A 14,796-nucleotide genomic window follows, 5' to 3' on the forward strand; every position below is an offset into this window, starting at 1 on the left:
TAGTCAACGCCTCACTCGCGTGGCACACACCTATCCCTGCGCCTGTTCTCACGTTCTGCCACCTACCGTAGATCGTGTTGGACAGTGATGCATTTAGTCCTCTGCTCGCCCAGACCTGGCTGCCGCCCAATGCGTGGCTGCTCATCAGCACGCTGCCGGCGCGATGACATCACCCAACACGCAGCCAAATGTGCGCGGTGGTGATCCGCGTCCTGGGTAAGCCGGCGCCTCAGCGCCCTCCACAAGGCAGGCAATCAATGAGAATTTTGGTCACCGGCGGCACCGGTTATATCGGCTCACATACCTGTGTGGAACTGGCACGACGTGGGCACGAAGTCTGCATTGTCGATAATTTGAGCAATTCATCCGAGCGCGTGCTCGACCATCTGCAGTATCTGATGGGAGCTCGACCGGAGTTTCACCGCATGGATGTGCGCGCACCAGAGCTCGCTGAGTTGCTGAGCAGCAAGCGTATCGATGCCGTGCTGCATTTTGCCGCACTCAAGGCCGTTGGCGAATCGGTACGCGAGCCGCTGCTGTATTTCAACAACAACGTGACCGGCACGCTCGCGCTGTTACGTGCGATGCGCACCGCCGAGGTATCCAACCTGGTGTTCAGCTCCTCGGCCACCGTGTATGGCGATGAAAACATCAGCCCAATCAAGGAAAGCGCGCCGTTGAAGGCGATCAATCCCTACGGCCGCACCAAGCTGATGATGGAAGAAATGATCGGTGATTTGAGCATCGCGTGGCCCGAATTCAATGCTGCGCTGCTGCGTTACTTCAACCCGGTGGGTGCGCATCCCAGCGGGTATCTGGGCGAAGATCCGCGCGGCGTGCCGAACAATCTGATGCCCTATATCGCGCAGGTGGCCGTCGGCCGCCGCGCTGCATTGCAGGTGTTCGGCGATGACTACCCCACTGCCGACGGCACCGGCGTGCGCGACTATCTGCACGTGATGGATCTGGCGCGCGCGCATGTGGATGCCATCGACTACCTGCAGCGCGAGCGCAAAGGACTGGTGGTGAACCTGGGCAGCGGACGCGGCCACAGTGTGCGCGAGGTGGCTGCCGCATTCGAGCGTGCCAGTGGCTGCCGCATCCCGTTGAGCATCGCACCGCGCCGCGATGGCGATGTGGCGGTGTATTACGCAAACGCCACGCTGGCCAATCGGCTATTGGGCTGGAAGGCCGAATACGACCTGGACCGCATGTGTCGCGATACCTGGCGTTGGCAGCAACTGCATCCGGACGGCTATGCGACCTCGCGCCTGACCAGACCGCGCACCCCGACCGCCGTGCCCGAGCGCGAGCTTGCGCGCGAGCTGGTCACACCGGCACGTCGCTTGTTGCCAACGGCAGAGGGACGCCGCCGCAACGAGGTGGCTCGCACCCTGCTGCCTGCAGACCGTCTCTCGCGCGCGTGATGCGCGCTGGTTCCTTTCCTTTTTGATTGAGGGCATTCCATGAGCTGGGCTGGTCAGTTTCACTACGACATCGGCAACACCCGCCGCGCTGTCACATCCGACAACACCCCGCAGTTCGACCCATCGCGACCCACGCTGTTGTGCTTGTCGCATCTGCGCTGGAGCTTTGTGTACCAGCGCCCACAGCATCTGATGTCGCGCTTTGCGCGTGATTTCAATCTGCTGTTCTGGGAGGAGCCCATCGCCTGCGACGAACCCGAGCCGTGGCTGCAGGTGCGTGGCGAAGCGGGCGGCCTGCATGTGCTGGTGCCCCGCCTGCCGGCCGGTTGCAAAGGCGAGGCGGCCGTGCAGATCCAACGCCAGTTGCTGGATGGCTATCTGGCCGAACTCGGTGTAGACGATCTGGTGCTGTGGTACTACACGCCGATGAGCCAGAGCTTCAGCGCGCATCTGCACCCGCGCGTGATCGTGTACGACTGCATGGACGAGCTGTCGGCATTTCGCGGTGCGCCGCCCGAACTGGTACAGCGCGAACGCGAACTATTGCAGCGCGCCGATGTGGTGTTCACCGGGGGCTACAGCATCTGGGAAGCCAAGCGCACGCTACACGCCAATGCACATGCATTCCCAAGTAGCGTGGATGTGGCACATTTTGCCGCAGCGCGTGCGCCACAGCAGGAGCCTGCCGATCAAGCCGGCATCGCGCATCCGCGCCTGGGGTTTTATGGCGTGATCGACGAACGCTTCGACGAGGAGTTATTGCGCAGCATTGCCGCGCAACGCCCGCACTGGCAGTTCGTGATGATCGGGCCGGTGGTCAAGATCGACCTGGCCGATCTGCCGCAAGCCGATAACATCCACTACCTGGGCGGAAAGAGCTACGACGAACTGCCGGCCTATCTGTCTGGTTGGGATGTGGCATTGATGCCGTTCGCGATGAACGCCTCCACCCGTTTCATCAGCCCGACCAAGACCCCCGAATACCTGGCGGGCGGCTGCCCGGTGGTGTCTACACCCATCCACGATGTGGTGCGCACCTATGGCGACACCGGCGTGGTGCGCATTGCCGACACTGCCGCGGCCTTTGTCGCCGCCTGCGAGGCCGCGCTGCGCGACGGCGCCGATCGCGAGCAGCTGCTGGAAACCGCCGACCAGGTGCTGGGCGATATGTCCTGGGACCACACCTATGACTTGATGAAGGAGAAACTCACGTGGAAGCAATGACACCGTCGGGCACCGTCCCGCTGGCGAGCACGCGCACCCTTGGCGGTACCCGGCGCGGATTCGATTACCTGATCATCGGTGCGGGCTTTGCCGGCAGCGTGCTGGCCGAGCGCCTGGCCGCAGGCCTGGGCAAACGCGTGCTGGTGGTGGATCGTCGCCCGCATATCGGCGGTAATGCCTATGACTTTCATGACGACGCCGGTGTGCTGATCCATCGCTATGGCCCGCACATCTTCCACACCAATGCGCAGCGCATCGTGGATTATCTGTCCAACTTCACCCAGTGGCGGCCTTACGCGCATCGTGTGCTGGCGCAGGTAGGCGAGCAGCAGGTGCCGATCCCGATCAACATGACCACCTTGAACCGGCTCTACGATTTGCAGCTCGCAACCGAACACGACGCCGCTGCATTTCTGGCCAGCCGCGCCGAACCGGTGGCCGATATCCAGACCAGCGAAGACGTGGTGATCAACCAGGTGGGCCGCGAATTGTACGAGACCTTCTTCCGCGGCTACACGCGCAAGCAATGGGGTCTGGATCCGTCGCAGCTGGACAAGTCGGTGACCTCGCGCGTGCCCACTCGCACCAATGACGACGACCGTTACTTCACCGACACCTTCCAGCAGATGCCGCTGCACGGCTACACCCGCATGTTCGAACGCATGCTCGATCACCCCAACATCAAGGTGATGCTCAATACCGACTACCGCGAGATCCGCGACGAGCTGGACTACGACCAACTGGTCTACAGCGGGCCGGTGGATGAATACTTCGACTATTGCTACGGCAAGCTGCCGTATCGCTCGCTCAAGTTCGAACACAGCACCGTGGATCAGGAACACTTTCAGGCGGTGGCCACGGTCAACTACCCGGCCGAAGATGTGGCCTACACGCGCATCACCGAGTACAAGCATCTGACCGGCCAGCAACATCCCAAGACCAGCCTCACCCACGAGTACCCATCGGCCGACGGCGACCCGTATTATCCGATTCCACGTGCGGAGAATGCCGCGCTCTACCGGCGTTACGAGCGCCTGGCGGCCGAGACGCCCAATGTCACCTTTCTCGGGCGGCTGGGCACCTACAAGTACTACAACATGGATCAAGTGGTCGGCCAGGCGTTGGCCTTGTTCAAGCGCATCGAAGAGGCAGAACACCAGCGTCACGCCGAACCGGCTGTCTGATCGGCAATACCCCGCCCCACCGCGCCCGCGCTGCGGGGCAGTCATCGATGGTCGGTTGCCAGCGTGCAACCGATCGTGCAGCAGGATGTCAGATGCATACCCCCACAGTGTTCGACAGTTTCTTTATGGCGGGGTTCGAGTGTTCGACCCATCGCCGCCGCGATGGCCGCCGGCTGGATCTGATCGCCGGCACCAAGCACGACCGCTGGGCCGCCAACGATTACCGTGCCGTCTCGGCGCACGGCTTGCGTACTGTGCGCGACGGCATGCGCTGGCACCTGATCGAACAACGCCCAGGCCATTACGATTGGTCTAGCTTTCTGCCGATGCTGCACGCGGCCAATGCCGCCGGCACCCAGGTGATCTGGGATCTGTGCCATTACGGCTGGCCGGACGATGTGGATATCTGGTCGCCGCACTTTGTCGATCGCTTTGCACGCTTTGCCGCTGCGGCCGCGCAATGCGTCAAGAACGAAACCGACGCGGTGCCGTTCTATGCCCCGGTCAACGAGATCTCGTTCTGGGCCTGGAACGGCGGCGACCACTCAGGCATGTATCCAAAGGCACGCGGACGCGGCTTCGAGCTCAAGCATCAGCTGGTACGCGCCACCATCGCCGCGATCGATGCGGTACGCCAGGTGGAACCGCGCGCGCGCTTCGTGCAGGTGGACCCGGCCATCCATGTGATCCCCTCCAACGACCGCCCCGGCCCGCGCCGCGAAGCCGAGCGCCTGCGGCTGGCCCAGTTCGAAGCCTGGGACATGATCTGCGGCAAGCAATGGCCCGGATTGGGCGGTACACCGCAGCACCTGGACATCATCGGCCTCAACTACTACGCAGACAATCAGTGGTATCTGGGCGGCACACCGATCCTGCGCAGCTCACCGGATTACCGCCCGTTTTCGGCCATCATCGACGAGTTCTGGCAGCGTTATCGGCGCCCGATGTTCGTCTCCGAAACCGGCGCCGAAGCCGACAAACGCGGCCCCTGGCTGGACCATGTCGGCAGCGAAGTGGCATTGGCGATGCAGCAAGGCGTGCCGATGGAAGGCATCTGCCTCTACCCGGTGCTGGACTATCCGGGCTGGGACAACTACCGCCATTGCCCCACCGGCCTGTTCGGTTATGCAGATGAGCAGGGCGAACGCCCGTTGCATGCCGGGCTGGCCAGACAACTGCGTCGCGAACACGAACGCTTTGGCCTGCAAGTGCCGCAGCTTGCACTGGCCGACATCGATACGTGACAACGCCCACTGCCCAGCCGGAATTATTGCCGGACACGCCGGCACGCTTTCTGTGGCATTACGTGCGCCAGCGGCCCTGGCATTTCAGTGGGTTGTTGTTGTTGATCATCGGCGCTGCCGGCTGCGCGGTGTCGGTGCAGTACGGCATGAAGGTGCTGGTCGATGCGATGGCCACCGATCAACGTAGCCAGGCCAATGTGTGGTTGCCGCTGGGCGTTTTCATCGGCCTGATTGCGGTGGAAAACCTGCTGTGGCGCCTGGGCGGCTGGTTGGGCTGCAGCACTGTTATTGCCAGCGTGGTGGATATCCGGGTGGATCTGTTCCGCCATCTCACCGGGCACCCCATGCGCTATTTCAGCGAGCATTTCGCCGGTGCGCTGGGTAATCGCATCACCGCGCTCGGCAGCGCGGCCGGGCAGATCTACGGCGGGCTGGCGTGGAAGATCGTGCCGCCGATCGTGGATTTCATCGGCGCCATCGTGTTGCTGCTGACCGTGGATTGGCGCATGGCGGCCACGCTGGTCGGCTTCATCGGGATTGTGGCGGCCATCATCACCAGCTTCGGCATCCGCGGCCGCGCCAAGCATCAGCGCTTTGCCGCGCAGGCCGCACGCGTGGGCGGTGAGTTGGTGGATGCGGTCTCGAATGTATGGACGATCAAGGCATTTGCCGCGCGCGATCGCGAAAGCGCACGGCTGGCCGAACAGATCGGCTATGAGGCGGTCGCGCACCGGCGCAGCTGGATGTATGTGGAAAAGGCCCGGGTCATCCATGACATCTGCCTGTCGCTGATGGCCGGCGGCATGTTGATCTGGGCAATCGGCATGTGGCGTGCCGGCGCGGTGAGCGCAGGCGATGTGGTGCTGGTCAGCGCGCTGACGTTTCGCATCCTGCATGGCTCGCGCGATCTGGCGCTGACGCTGGTGGATACCACCCAGCAGCTGGGCGCGATCGCCGATACCTTGCAGATCATCCTGCAGCCGCATGCGTTGGTGGATGCAGATGCGCCATTGGCGCTGGCCGAAGGCGATGTGCGTTTCGAACATGTGCGCTTTGCCTATCCCGATCGCCCTGCGGTGCTGCACGACTTGAATCTGCATATTCCCTCAGGCCAGAAGGTAGGCATAGTCGGGCCGTCCGGTGCCGGCAAATCGACCTTGATTGCGCTGATCCAGCGCCTGGACGATGTGGAATCCGGGCGCGTGCTGATCGACGGCCAGGACATCCGCAGTGTCAGCCAGGACAGCCTGCGCGAAAAGATCGCAGTGGTGCCGCAGGAAACCGCGCTGTTCAACCGCAGCATTGCCGACAACATCCGCTACGGCCGGCCGGACGCCAGCGATGCAGATGTGCAGGAGGCCGCGCGGCACGCCTTCTGCGATGGATTCATCCGGCAACTGCCGCAAGGCTACGACACCCAGGTTGGCGAGCGCGGGGTGATGTTGTCCGGTGGTCAGCGGCAGCGGCTTGGCATCGCACGCGCGTTTCTCAAGGACGCGCCGATCCTGATCCTGGACGAAGCCACCTCGGCACTGGACAGCGAATCGGAGGCGGAAATTCAGGCCGCGCTGGATCATCTGATGCGCGACCGCACCGTGCTGGCGGTAGCCCATCGTCTGTCCACGGTGATCGGCTTCGATCGCATCGTGGTGCTGCAGGAAGGCCGCGTGGTCGAAGACGGCAATCCTGCACAGCTGCGCGGGCATGGCGGCGTCTTCGATGGGTTGTGGCAGCGGCAGGCGGCTGGATTCGAGCAGGCAGCGCCTGACGAGACGTAAGCATGATGCGGCCTGCGCGCGGCGCCGCATCCGGTGTCGGGACACGCCGTGAATCCGTCCGTGGAGGCTCAGTGGCGGCATCCATGCCGCCACATGGTCCCGCCCCCGGATACGACACCGCGCTTCCACCTTTCGCGACTGCGGATCGGCAGGCAATACCGTCGCTCTTTCTGCAGCACCGACAACATCCGAAGGTGCTTGCACGCGTACCGGCGTGGGACCTTATGCGGCATGGATGCCGCAGAAGAGCCTACACGGACGTACTTGCGGCGTGTCCCACGCCGGTACGCGTGCAAGCGCCCGCAGCAAACCGAAGTGTCCGCGCAAACCGGCAAGCATCGTGCGCGGCGATAGTCAATTAGCGGGGTGCCATCCACCCTTTAAGGCTACTGAGAGGCAAGCAACATCTTCGCTTTTCCGCAGCCACCGACAAAACCTGAAAGGTGCTTGCACGCGTGCCGGCGTGGGACCTTACGCGGCATGGATGCCGCGTAAGGTCCTACATGGACGTACTTGCGGCGTGTCCCACGCCGGTACGCGTGCAAGCGCTCGCAGCAAACCGAAGCCTTCGCACAAAACCGGCAGGCGTTGTGCAATGCGATAGTCGATGCGTAGTGCCACATCCAGTGTCGGAACACGCCATGCATCCAGCCAAGACTGCTACGTACCGGCACTTATGACACTGCAGAGCCAATCAAGCGATGAGGACCTCGCACTTCCAACCTGCTCATCTGCGAACCGGAAACAAAAAAGACAACTGCGCCCACCTGACGGTGAGCGCAGTGGTTTTGTTGGCCGCCACAAGAGCGACCACCAATCAATCGATCAGTGCGGCTGGGTCGACTTGGTGCGCAGCGCCTTGGCATGTTCAAGGTGCTGGGCAATGGTTTCGCGGGCACGCTGCAGTTCCTTGCCCAAGTCGCTCGACCCCGGCTCGCTGCTCAATTGCGTGTCCAGCAGTGCCAGCGCCTGCTCATGGCTGGTCACGCTGGTCTGCAGGTACTGCGTTTCAAATTCCTTGCCGTTCAACCCGTCCAGACGCTTGCGGGTGCCGTCCGCACGCGCGGATGCAGCTTGCGCCAGAGTGCCATTGCGGTCCGGCGCAAAACGGCTGAGGTCGGTGAGCGCGGCGCTGTGGGCTTCATCCATTTTGCGTGCGAACTGCAGCGATTCGCCGCCGATGCCTTTCACTACAGCCAGTTGCGCCAGCGTGCGCTCCTGCTCGTTGAAGATGACCAGTGCACCCAATGCCTGCTTGCGATCGGTGGAGATGTTGGCGTCGGTGCGCAGTGGGTCGCCATGCGGTGGTGTCGCACTCTTGGCGGCAGGTCCGGTCAACGTCGTCTGTTGAATGTCGCGGTCGCTGCTGGTGTCGCTGGCCGCATCGGTCGATTGGCCCTGACGACGCTGCCATGCCTTGTATGCCACATAGCCCACGGCGCCGGCGGTTACCATCTTGAAAAGTCCCATTACTGCCTCCTGAGTGATCGTTGCTTGGCGATCATTGAATCGTTGCTTGGCGATCATTGATTGTCGGGTTCGCATCGCGATGTGTGGAATGACTGCAAGCGATTTGACGAGTGACGTCAGGGTGCAAGTGCGAGGGTTATCCAAACGTGACTTGCGCATCAACGCGGCGTCGCCAATCGGACGCGTCCACACCATGCGCACGCTGTGTGCTGATGGGCTTAACGATGCTGCACGAACACTGCATGGGTTGCCGCGCATCGACGGCCTTTTCGGGAGATCTCAATGCTTGCCCTCAACTATCACGGATCACGCGATGTACGGGTTGAAACCGTGCCGGATCCGGTTCTTGTCGAACGCGACGATCTGATCCTGCGCGTCACCGCAACGGCCATCTGCGGCTCGGATCTGCATCTGTATCGCGGCAAGATTCCCGATCTGCGCCATGGCGACATTCTCGGCCATGAATTCATGGGCATCGTCGAAGACGTTGGCCCCGATGTCACTGCAGTTAAACCCGGCGACCGTGTGGTGATTCCGTTCGTGGTCGCCTGCGGGCGCTGTTTCCATTGCGCGCTGCAGGAATTTTCCGCGTGCGAAACCACCAACACCGGCAAGGGCGCGGCATTGAATCACAAGGACATGCGCCCACCGGCGGCCTTGTTCGGCTTCAGCCATCTCTACGGTGGTCTGTCGGGCGGGCAGGCCGAATACGTGCGCGTGCCCAAGGCCAATGTCGGGCCGCTGGTGGTGCCCGATGTCCTGCATGACGAGCAGGTGTTGTTCCTGTCCGACATCTTGCCCACCGGTTATCAAGCCGTGGTCGATGCCGGCGTCAAACAAGGCTCCACCGTGGCCATCTTCGGCGCCGGCCCGGTCGGTCTGATGGCCGCAGCGTGCTGCCGCATGCTGGGCGCCGAACGTATCTTCATGGTCGACCACCACGCGTATCGGCTCGACTTCGCCTCCAAGGCATATGGCGTCATTCCGATCAACTTCGACGAGATCGACGACCCGGCCGATGTGATCGTCTCGCAGACCGATGGCCGCGGCGTGGATGCCAGTATCGAAGCGGTGGGCTTCGAGGCCGAAGGCAGCGCGGTGGAAACTGCACTGACCACCTTGAAGCTGGAAGGCAGCAGCGGTGTGGCGATCCGTCAATGCATCGCGGCGACGCGTCGTTGTGGCGTGGTCAGTGTGCCGGGCGTGTATGCCGGCTTTATCCACGCCTTCCTGTTCGGCGATGCGTTCGACAAGGGGCTCACCTTCAAGATGGGCCAGACCCATGTGCAAAAACATATGCCGCAGTTGCTGGAACATATCGGCAACGGCGACCTCAAGCCGAGCGCGATCATTTCGCACCGCATGCCGTTGGCCGATGCAGCGCGCGGCTACGAGTTGTTCGACAAGAAGCAGGACGATTGCCGCAAGGTCGTGCTGACGCCGTAACCATTGGCGAACAGGCAAACACAAGCGGCGCACTCGATGAATGCGCCGCTTGTCTACCTTACTCGTTTGAGATGCAGATCAATCCAGCGGCTTGGCCGGTACGAACGGCGACACCGGATCGCTGGCCGGAAAGGTCTCTTCCAGCGCATCGTCCTGCAGCGCATCCTGCTTTTCTTTCTCGCTGCGCTGGTCGTCGTGATCGCTGTTGTGATCGGGAGTGGACAAAGTTTGATTCGAGGTGCTCATCGAGAGTTTCCTGGCTAGGTGGATGCAGACTGCGCCACGCTACGGCGACGCAGCGATGACGCGGGTGAAAGCGGTCTTCGCATCGAGGCGACAAAGGCAACGCATTCCGCAAGCCCGCTGCGCGGCGCACCTGCATCGCATGCGCTGCGGCGTAACCGCCAAGCCATGCAAAGCGAATCCGTGGGCACGGTTCACACCCTGGCTCGCCCAGGGTGTATGGTGCAGAGGCGGCCGGAGCCCGGTGTCGCCTTCACTACTATCTGGCCTTCTCCATCAAGAATCTCTGCGAACGCTGCGACGCCGTCTGTTGCCGGCTCACCGTCATGGTCGACTCAACCGACCGCATTCCAAACCATCTGACCACCGTGACGCCGCAAGGCTGGCACGTGATGGCGCGTGACGAGGAAGGCTGGTGCGTGGCCATCGATGCTGCGCGCATGTGTTGCTCGATCTACGACACACGGCCGGCCATCTGCCGCCGTTTCGTCATGTCCGGCCCGTATTGCCGCGACGTGCGTGCCACCTACGACGATCAGCGCCGCCGGGGCATTCCCTTGACGCTCTACAACGCATGAGGATTTGCGATGAATAATTCCCGCCGCCAGTCGATGACCGTGAGCAATCAGCCAGGCAAGCCGCGCTTGTCCGAACAGCGCCTGGCTGCTGATCTGGAAGCGTTTCAGCAGTCCGGTGGCGCGATCGAGCGTCTGGGCGATACGCCTCTGCGTCGTGACAAGAAGCGTGGCGAATCCGACGCTGCACCGGCTGCTGCCGTCGCCGCAAAGCCGGCTGTCAAGAAAAACGACGCAGCTGAAGCGACAGAGACAGCGACAACCGAAGCAAGCGACGCCGAATAAGCGGCGCATCGCAGTGGCAACGCACCTGCGGTGTGGCTGTCGCTGCTGAGTTGGGCGATGGAGAGCGCGCTGCGTGCACACACCGCAGCCGCTGGAAGAACAGCGCCAGCCATCGTCATCTCGACAATGGCCGGTGCCCGGCAGGCAGACCGGCGCCGCCGGCCCGCAGCGCAATTGGCAATTACAGCAACTGCGCGTGCTTGATCACGCCAAGCCCCTGCGCCAGGGACGCCATTTCGTTGGCCAGCGCGATCACGTCGCCGCCGGCTTGCGCGGCACTGGTCATGATGCGCTGATACGCGTCCCAGAAGTCCGGTCCATTGCCATAGGCATCGTGGAACCCTTGCAACTCCAGGACCATGAGATCGGACACTTGCATGTCGGAGCGATCCATTGCGGTCACCTCGTTGGGGAGTCGTCCCCGGCCCGCAGCCTACACGCGTTCACCTTACAAAACAGGGTCGACCGTAAGACGGCGGATTTGAAGCTGAATTGGTTAGAGAGCACGCGCACACCGGCGTGAGTGGTTCGATCTGGCGTGCTGCAACGTGCTGCTGCGTGTAATGACGCGCGTACCAACGCGCACCTTGAATTGCATTGCAACCAACGCTAGTGGATGCATAGGGTGCACAACCCGAGGCAGCGCACGCCTCAGGCTTCGCTACGCACGGCCATCACGCCGCATCCTGCAATCCCTGCTGCAGACATTCCAGCAAGCGGCTCAGCTTGGGCAACAACTGGCGCGCGCGCATCCACACCAGATGCAGCGGCAGGCCTTCGGTATCGCACTGCGGCAGCACTGCGACCAGGCTGCCGCGCTGCAGATGGTGATCGATCAACCAGGTCGGCAGTTGCGCGATGCCCAGCCCGGCCGCCACCGCATCCACCTGCGCTTCTGCATTGCCGAACACCACCCGCGCGTCCATCGCGCGTTGTTCCACCGGTCCTGCGCCATGCCGCAGCAACCACGGGCTACTGCTCCCATCGGCCTTGCCGTACAGCACCGCGTCGTGCGCCAGCAATGCAGCGATGCTGTCGGGGGTGCCACGGTGCGCCAGATACTGCGGCGCGGCGCAGAACACGCGTTTTTCATGGCCCAGGTAACGGTGCCCCAGACTGCTGTGCCACTGATCCGGCCCACCGATGCGCACTGCGATATCGATGCCTTCTTCGGCCATGTCGACGAAGCGATCGGTGAACGAAATGCTTGGCTGCAGGCCGGGATAGCGCTGAAAGAACGGCAGCAACACCGGCAACACCTTGCGCCGGCCGAAGCTTACCGGCAGGTCCAGCCGCAGCCGGCCGGTGGGCGCCTGGCCTTCGGCGCGCAGGACGTGCTCGGCCTCTTCCAGCTCGTCGAGCACCTTGACGCAGACCCGGTAGAACGCCGCGCCGGCATCGGTCAGCGCCAGACGCCGGGTGGTGCGCGCGAACAGGCGCACGCCCAGGCGTGCTTCCAGGCGGGCGATGGCCTTGCCCACTGCCGAGCTGGTCAGGCTGAGCCGCTCGGCGGCGGCGGTGAAGCTGCCGGCATCGGCGGCGCTGACGAAGATGTCGATGCCTTTGACGCGTTCGGAGGGATGCATGACGGCACATTGAAGAACTGAAGTCCGCAATGTACGGAAAATACTCCCGATATACGACTTGGATTCTTTCTTATCATGGCCAGCCCACACTGCGGCGCATGCCATGTCTGCTGTCCGTTCCACCACGTCCACCGCCTCTGCCACCAATGCGCCGGCCACCGCGCGCAGCGGGCTGGCGATCTTCATCCTGGCGTTTGCCGCGTTCGTGATCGTCACCACCGAGTACCTGATCGTCGGGCTGCTGCCCGGCCTTGCGCGCGATATGGAAATTTCCATTTCCGCCGCCGGCCAGCTGGTGACGCTGTTCGCCTTTACCGTGATGCTGTTCGGCCCGCCGCTGACCGCGTGGCTGTCGCATGTGGATCGCAAGCGCCTGTTTATCGCGATCCTGCTGGTGTTTGCGGTCTCAAACGCGGTGGCCGCGCTGGCGCCCAACATCTGGGTGCTGGCCTTGGCGCGTTTTATCCCGGCGCTGGCATTGCCGGTGTTCTGGGGCACCGCCAGCGAGACCGCCGGGCAACTGGCCGGGCCGCGGCACGCCGGGCGCGCGGTATCGCGGGTGTATCTGGGCATTTCGGCGGCGTTGTTGTTTGGTATTCCGCTGGGCACGGTGGCGGCCAACAGCATCGGCTGGCGCGGCGCGTTCTGGATTCTGGCCGCCTTGTCGCTGGCGATGGCCACCGCGCTGGCGGTGTGGATGCCGACGGTGGCCCGCAGCGCACGGGTGAATCTGCGCCAGCAGGCCGGCATCTTCACTGAGCGCTTTTTTCTGGCCAATGTGGCGCTGTCGGTCGTGGTCTTCACCGCCATGTTCACCGCCTACACCTATCTGGCCGACCTGCTGGAACGCAGCGTGGGCGTGCCGGCGGCGAATGTGGGCTGGTGGCTGATGGGCTTTGGCGCGATCGGTCTGATCGGCAATTGGCTCGGCGGCCGGGTGGTGGATCGCTCGCCGCTGCGCGCCACGGCGGTATTCCTGCTGCTGCTCGCACTTGGCATGGCGTTGTGCGTACCGGTGGCCAAGACCGGGGTGCTGCTCTCTCTGACCCTGGCGGTCTGGGGCATTGCCTATACCGCGCTGTTTCCGATCAGCCAGGTGCGGGTGATGAACTCGGTGACCCATTCGCAGGCGCTGGCCGGCACCACCAATGTGTCGGCGGCCAATGCAGGCATCGGCATCGGCGCGATCATCGGCGGGCTGGTGATTCCGGCCTGGGGCCTGGGCAGCATCGGCTATGTGGCCGCTGCGGCGGCGCTGCTGGGCGTGGTGCTGATTCCGTTGGTGCATCGCGCCCGGCGTTGAGGGAGGGTGTTGCGGGCCAGGCGCATCTGGCCCGCAGCTGTGGTTTCGCTCGATGCGCGTGGCCACGAAAGCGTGCCGAGCCGGATACCGCCGCAGACGGCCCTGTCGTTGGGTGCTGCGCGCTCGGTCTGACGCAACAGTGCGCGCCGAAGTCCCTTGCGCTCCCTCACACCAGGCCGGCTGAATGCCGCCAGGGTCGGCCCTGCCGGCAGGCCCGCAACTGCCGCGCAAAGCGCCGAATGGCGCACATTCCCGTGTAAAATGCGCGGTCTTTGACCGGAAGAATGGCGAAAGTTTCTCCACGGGCGCCCCTCTCAGGCCCGGCGTTCATTCGCCTGCTTGCTCGCCTCAGCGACGTCCACGTTGCCCAGTCCAACCACGCGCTTGCCGATCGGCTGAGCCAGTGGATCGACTGGACGCGCGCGGTGGCGGTGTCAAAGGCGCTGGATGGCAAGCTGCCCGATACCGACGATCTCCCCGAGCCGCGTGCTGCCGATGCCCAGGCCTGTGCCCGCGTGCGCGCCGGGTTGGCGACCAGCAGCGTGGCCGATCTGGATGCGCTGGTCGTGCGTTTGCGTAGCGATGCGCGCAACGCCACCGATCTCCAGGCGCCGGCCCCAATGCCCGACTACGCCCCCTTCCGGCAGCATTACCTCGCCATGCAACGCGCGATGCGCACCGCCACCGGCGATCTGCGTGGCCGTCTGCGCGACATGCTGGCGCTGACATCCGGCGAGATGGCACGGCTGGCCGAAGTGGATGCGGCAATGGAACTCACCCTGAGCCCGCGCGAGCAGAGCTTGTTGAACACCGTGCCGAGCCTGCTCGGTGCGCATTTCGAACGTCTGCGCGATGCCGCGCAAACCCAACATTCGCCAGCCGATAGCGATGCCACACCACGCGCCGTCTCCGATGGCTGGCTGGATGTGTTTCGCAAAGACATGCAGAGCGTGTTGCTCGCCGAGCTGGATGTTCGTTTTCACCCGATCGAAGGCCTGCTTGCAGCGCTTCGTACCCGCTAACTGGGACCT

14 protein-coding genes are annotated in these 14,796 nt (G+C 63.4%); 10 read left to right on the forward strand and 4 right to left on the reverse strand.

Annotated elements, in window-relative coordinates; translation table 11 throughout:
• The first annotated feature begins 257 nt into the window (after positions 1–257).
• From galE to AC1PLU_RS19920, 5 genes are all read left to right on the forward strand, one after another.
• Positions 258–1,427: a UDP-glucose 4-epimerase GalE gene (gene galE / locus AC1PLU_RS19900; RefSeq protein WP_481107042.1), complete on the forward strand. Its 1,170-nt coding sequence runs from the start codon at positions 258–260 to the stop codon at positions 1,425–1,427.
• A gap of 39 nt (positions 1,428–1,466) precedes the next feature.
• Positions 1,467–2,651, forward strand: a complete 1,185-nt coding sequence (locus AC1PLU_RS19905; RefSeq protein ID WP_481107043.1) for a glycosyltransferase family 1 protein — start codon at positions 1,467–1,469, stop codon at positions 2,649–2,651.
• The gene (glf, locus tag AC1PLU_RS19910; protein WP_481108560.1) at positions 2,648–3,835 is read left to right on the forward strand and encodes a UDP-galactopyranose mutase; all 1,188 of its coding nucleotides are present in this window, start codon (positions 2,648–2,650) and stop codon (positions 3,833–3,835) included. Before AC1PLU_RS19905 ends, glf begins: the two co-directional genes overlap by 4 nt.
• Before the next feature lie 92 nt (positions 3,836–3,927).
• Positions 3,928–5,079, forward strand: a complete 1,152-nt coding sequence (locus tag AC1PLU_RS19915) for a glycoside hydrolase family 1 protein (protein ID WP_481107044.1) — start codon at positions 3,928–3,930, stop codon at positions 5,077–5,079.
• 26 nt (positions 5,080–5,105) lie between these two features.
• Positions 5,106–6,857, forward strand: coding sequence for an ABC transporter ATP-binding protein (locus tag AC1PLU_RS19920; protein ID WP_481108561.1), 1,752 nt, complete (start codon positions 5,106–5,108; stop codon positions 6,855–6,857).
• A gap of 825 nt (positions 6,858–7,682) precedes the next feature.
• Here AC1PLU_RS19920 and AC1PLU_RS19925 read toward each other — a convergent pair.
• Positions 7,683–8,327 (reverse strand): DUF4142 domain-containing protein, encoded by a 645-nt coding sequence (locus AC1PLU_RS19925; protein ID WP_481108562.1) that lies wholly within the window; start codon positions 8,325–8,327, stop codon positions 7,683–7,685.
• A gap of 282 nt (positions 8,328–8,609) precedes the next feature.
• Here AC1PLU_RS19925 and AC1PLU_RS19930 point away from each other — a divergent pair, with 282 nt between their 5' ends.
• Entirely contained in the window at positions 8,610–9,773 is a 1,164-nt protein-coding gene (locus AC1PLU_RS19930) for a zinc-dependent alcohol dehydrogenase (RefSeq protein WP_180315605.1), read from the forward strand.
• A 78-nt stretch (positions 9,774–9,851) separates the two neighbouring features.
• On the opposite strand, the gene AC1PLU_RS19935 is transcribed toward AC1PLU_RS19930, so the two are convergent.
• Complete coding sequence (locus AC1PLU_RS19935; protein WP_481107045.1) at positions 9,852–10,019, reverse strand: hypothetical protein; 168 nt, start codon at positions 10,017–10,019, stop codon at positions 9,852–9,854.
• A gap of 323 nt (positions 10,020–10,342) precedes the next feature.
• Between AC1PLU_RS19935 and AC1PLU_RS19940 the strand changes: the two genes are divergently transcribed.
• Together AC1PLU_RS19940 and AC1PLU_RS19945 are read left to right on the forward strand one after the other, a co-directional pair.
• Positions 10,343–10,594, forward strand: a complete 252-nt coding sequence (locus tag AC1PLU_RS19940; protein WP_006449501.1) for a YkgJ family cysteine cluster protein — start codon at positions 10,343–10,345, stop codon at positions 10,592–10,594.
• A gap of 9 nt (positions 10,595–10,603) precedes the next feature.
• Entirely contained in the window at positions 10,604–10,876 is a 273-nt protein-coding gene (locus tag AC1PLU_RS19945; RefSeq protein ID WP_317062322.1) for a hypothetical protein, read from the forward strand.
• 181 nt (positions 10,877–11,057) lie between these two features.
• Here the strand turns inward: AC1PLU_RS19945 and AC1PLU_RS19950 are convergent, their stop codons facing one another.
• On the reverse strand, positions 11,058–11,270 hold the full coding sequence (locus AC1PLU_RS19950; protein WP_023905335.1) for a hypothetical protein: 213 nt from the start codon (positions 11,268–11,270) through the stop codon (positions 11,058–11,060).
• Positions 11,271–11,550: 280 nt separating this feature from the next.
• Positions 11,551–12,462, reverse strand: coding sequence for a LysR family transcriptional regulator (locus AC1PLU_RS19955; RefSeq protein WP_115039631.1), 912 nt, complete (start codon positions 12,460–12,462; stop codon positions 11,551–11,553).
• A 103-nt stretch (positions 12,463–12,565) separates the two neighbouring features.
• Here AC1PLU_RS19955 and AC1PLU_RS19960 point away from each other — a divergent pair, with 103 nt between their 5' ends.
• Both AC1PLU_RS19960 and AC1PLU_RS19965 read left to right on the forward strand, forming a co-directional pair.
• Positions 12,566–13,765 (forward strand): MFS transporter, encoded by a 1,200-nt coding sequence (locus tag AC1PLU_RS19960; RefSeq protein ID WP_481095414.1) that lies wholly within the window; start codon positions 12,566–12,568, stop codon positions 13,763–13,765.
• 284 nt (positions 13,766–14,049) lie between these two features.
• Positions 14,050–14,787 (forward strand): DUF3348 domain-containing protein, encoded by a 738-nt coding sequence (locus tag AC1PLU_RS19965; protein ID WP_481107046.1) that lies wholly within the window; start codon positions 14,050–14,052, stop codon positions 14,785–14,787.
• The last annotated feature ends 9 nt before the right edge of the window (positions 14,788–14,796 follow it).

Source organism: Xanthomonas sp. NCPPB 2933, assembly GCF_056725225.1.

Bases quoted from the DNA above. Each gene is read 5' to 3' on its own strand.
- galE (WP_481107042.1), top strand. From the start codon at position 258: ATGAGAATTTTGGTCACCGGCGGCACCGGTTATATCGGCTCACATACC.
- AC1PLU_RS19905 (WP_481107043.1), top strand. From the start codon at position 1,467: ATGAGCTGGGCTGGTCAGTTTCACTACGACATCGGCAACACCCGCCGC.
- glf (WP_481108560.1), top strand. From the start codon at position 2,648: ATGACACCGTCGGGCACCGTCCCGCTGGCGAGCACGCGCACCCTTGGC.
- AC1PLU_RS19915 (WP_481107044.1), top strand. From the start codon at position 3,928: ATGCATACCCCCACAGTGTTCGACAGTTTCTTTATGGCGGGGTTCGAG.
- AC1PLU_RS19925 (WP_481108562.1), bottom strand. From the start codon at position 8,327: ATGGGACTTTTCAAGATGGTAACCGCCGGCGCCGTGGGCTATGTGGCA.
- AC1PLU_RS19930 (WP_180315605.1), top strand. From the start codon at position 8,610: ATGCTTGCCCTCAACTATCACGGATCACGCGATGTACGGGTTGAAACC.
- AC1PLU_RS19935 (WP_481107045.1), bottom strand. From the start codon at position 10,019: ATGAGCACCTCGAATCAAACTTTGTCCACTCCCGATCACAACAGCGAT.
- AC1PLU_RS19940 (WP_006449501.1), top strand. From the start codon at position 10,343: ATGGTCGACTCAACCGACCGCATTCCAAACCATCTGACCACCGTGACG.
- AC1PLU_RS19945 (WP_317062322.1), top strand. From the start codon at position 10,604: ATGAATAATTCCCGCCGCCAGTCGATGACCGTGAGCAATCAGCCAGGC.
- AC1PLU_RS19950 (WP_023905335.1), bottom strand. From the start codon at position 11,270: ATGGATCGCTCCGACATGCAAGTGTCCGATCTCATGGTCCTGGAGTTG.
- AC1PLU_RS19955 (WP_115039631.1), bottom strand. From the start codon at position 12,462: ATGCATCCCTCCGAACGCGTCAAAGGCATCGACATCTTCGTCAGCGCC.
- AC1PLU_RS19960 (WP_481095414.1), top strand. From the start codon at position 12,566: ATGTCTGCTGTCCGTTCCACCACGTCCACCGCCTCTGCCACCAATGCG.
- AC1PLU_RS19965 (WP_481107046.1), top strand. From the start codon at position 14,050: ATGGCGAAAGTTTCTCCACGGGCGCCCCTCTCAGGCCCGGCGTTCATT.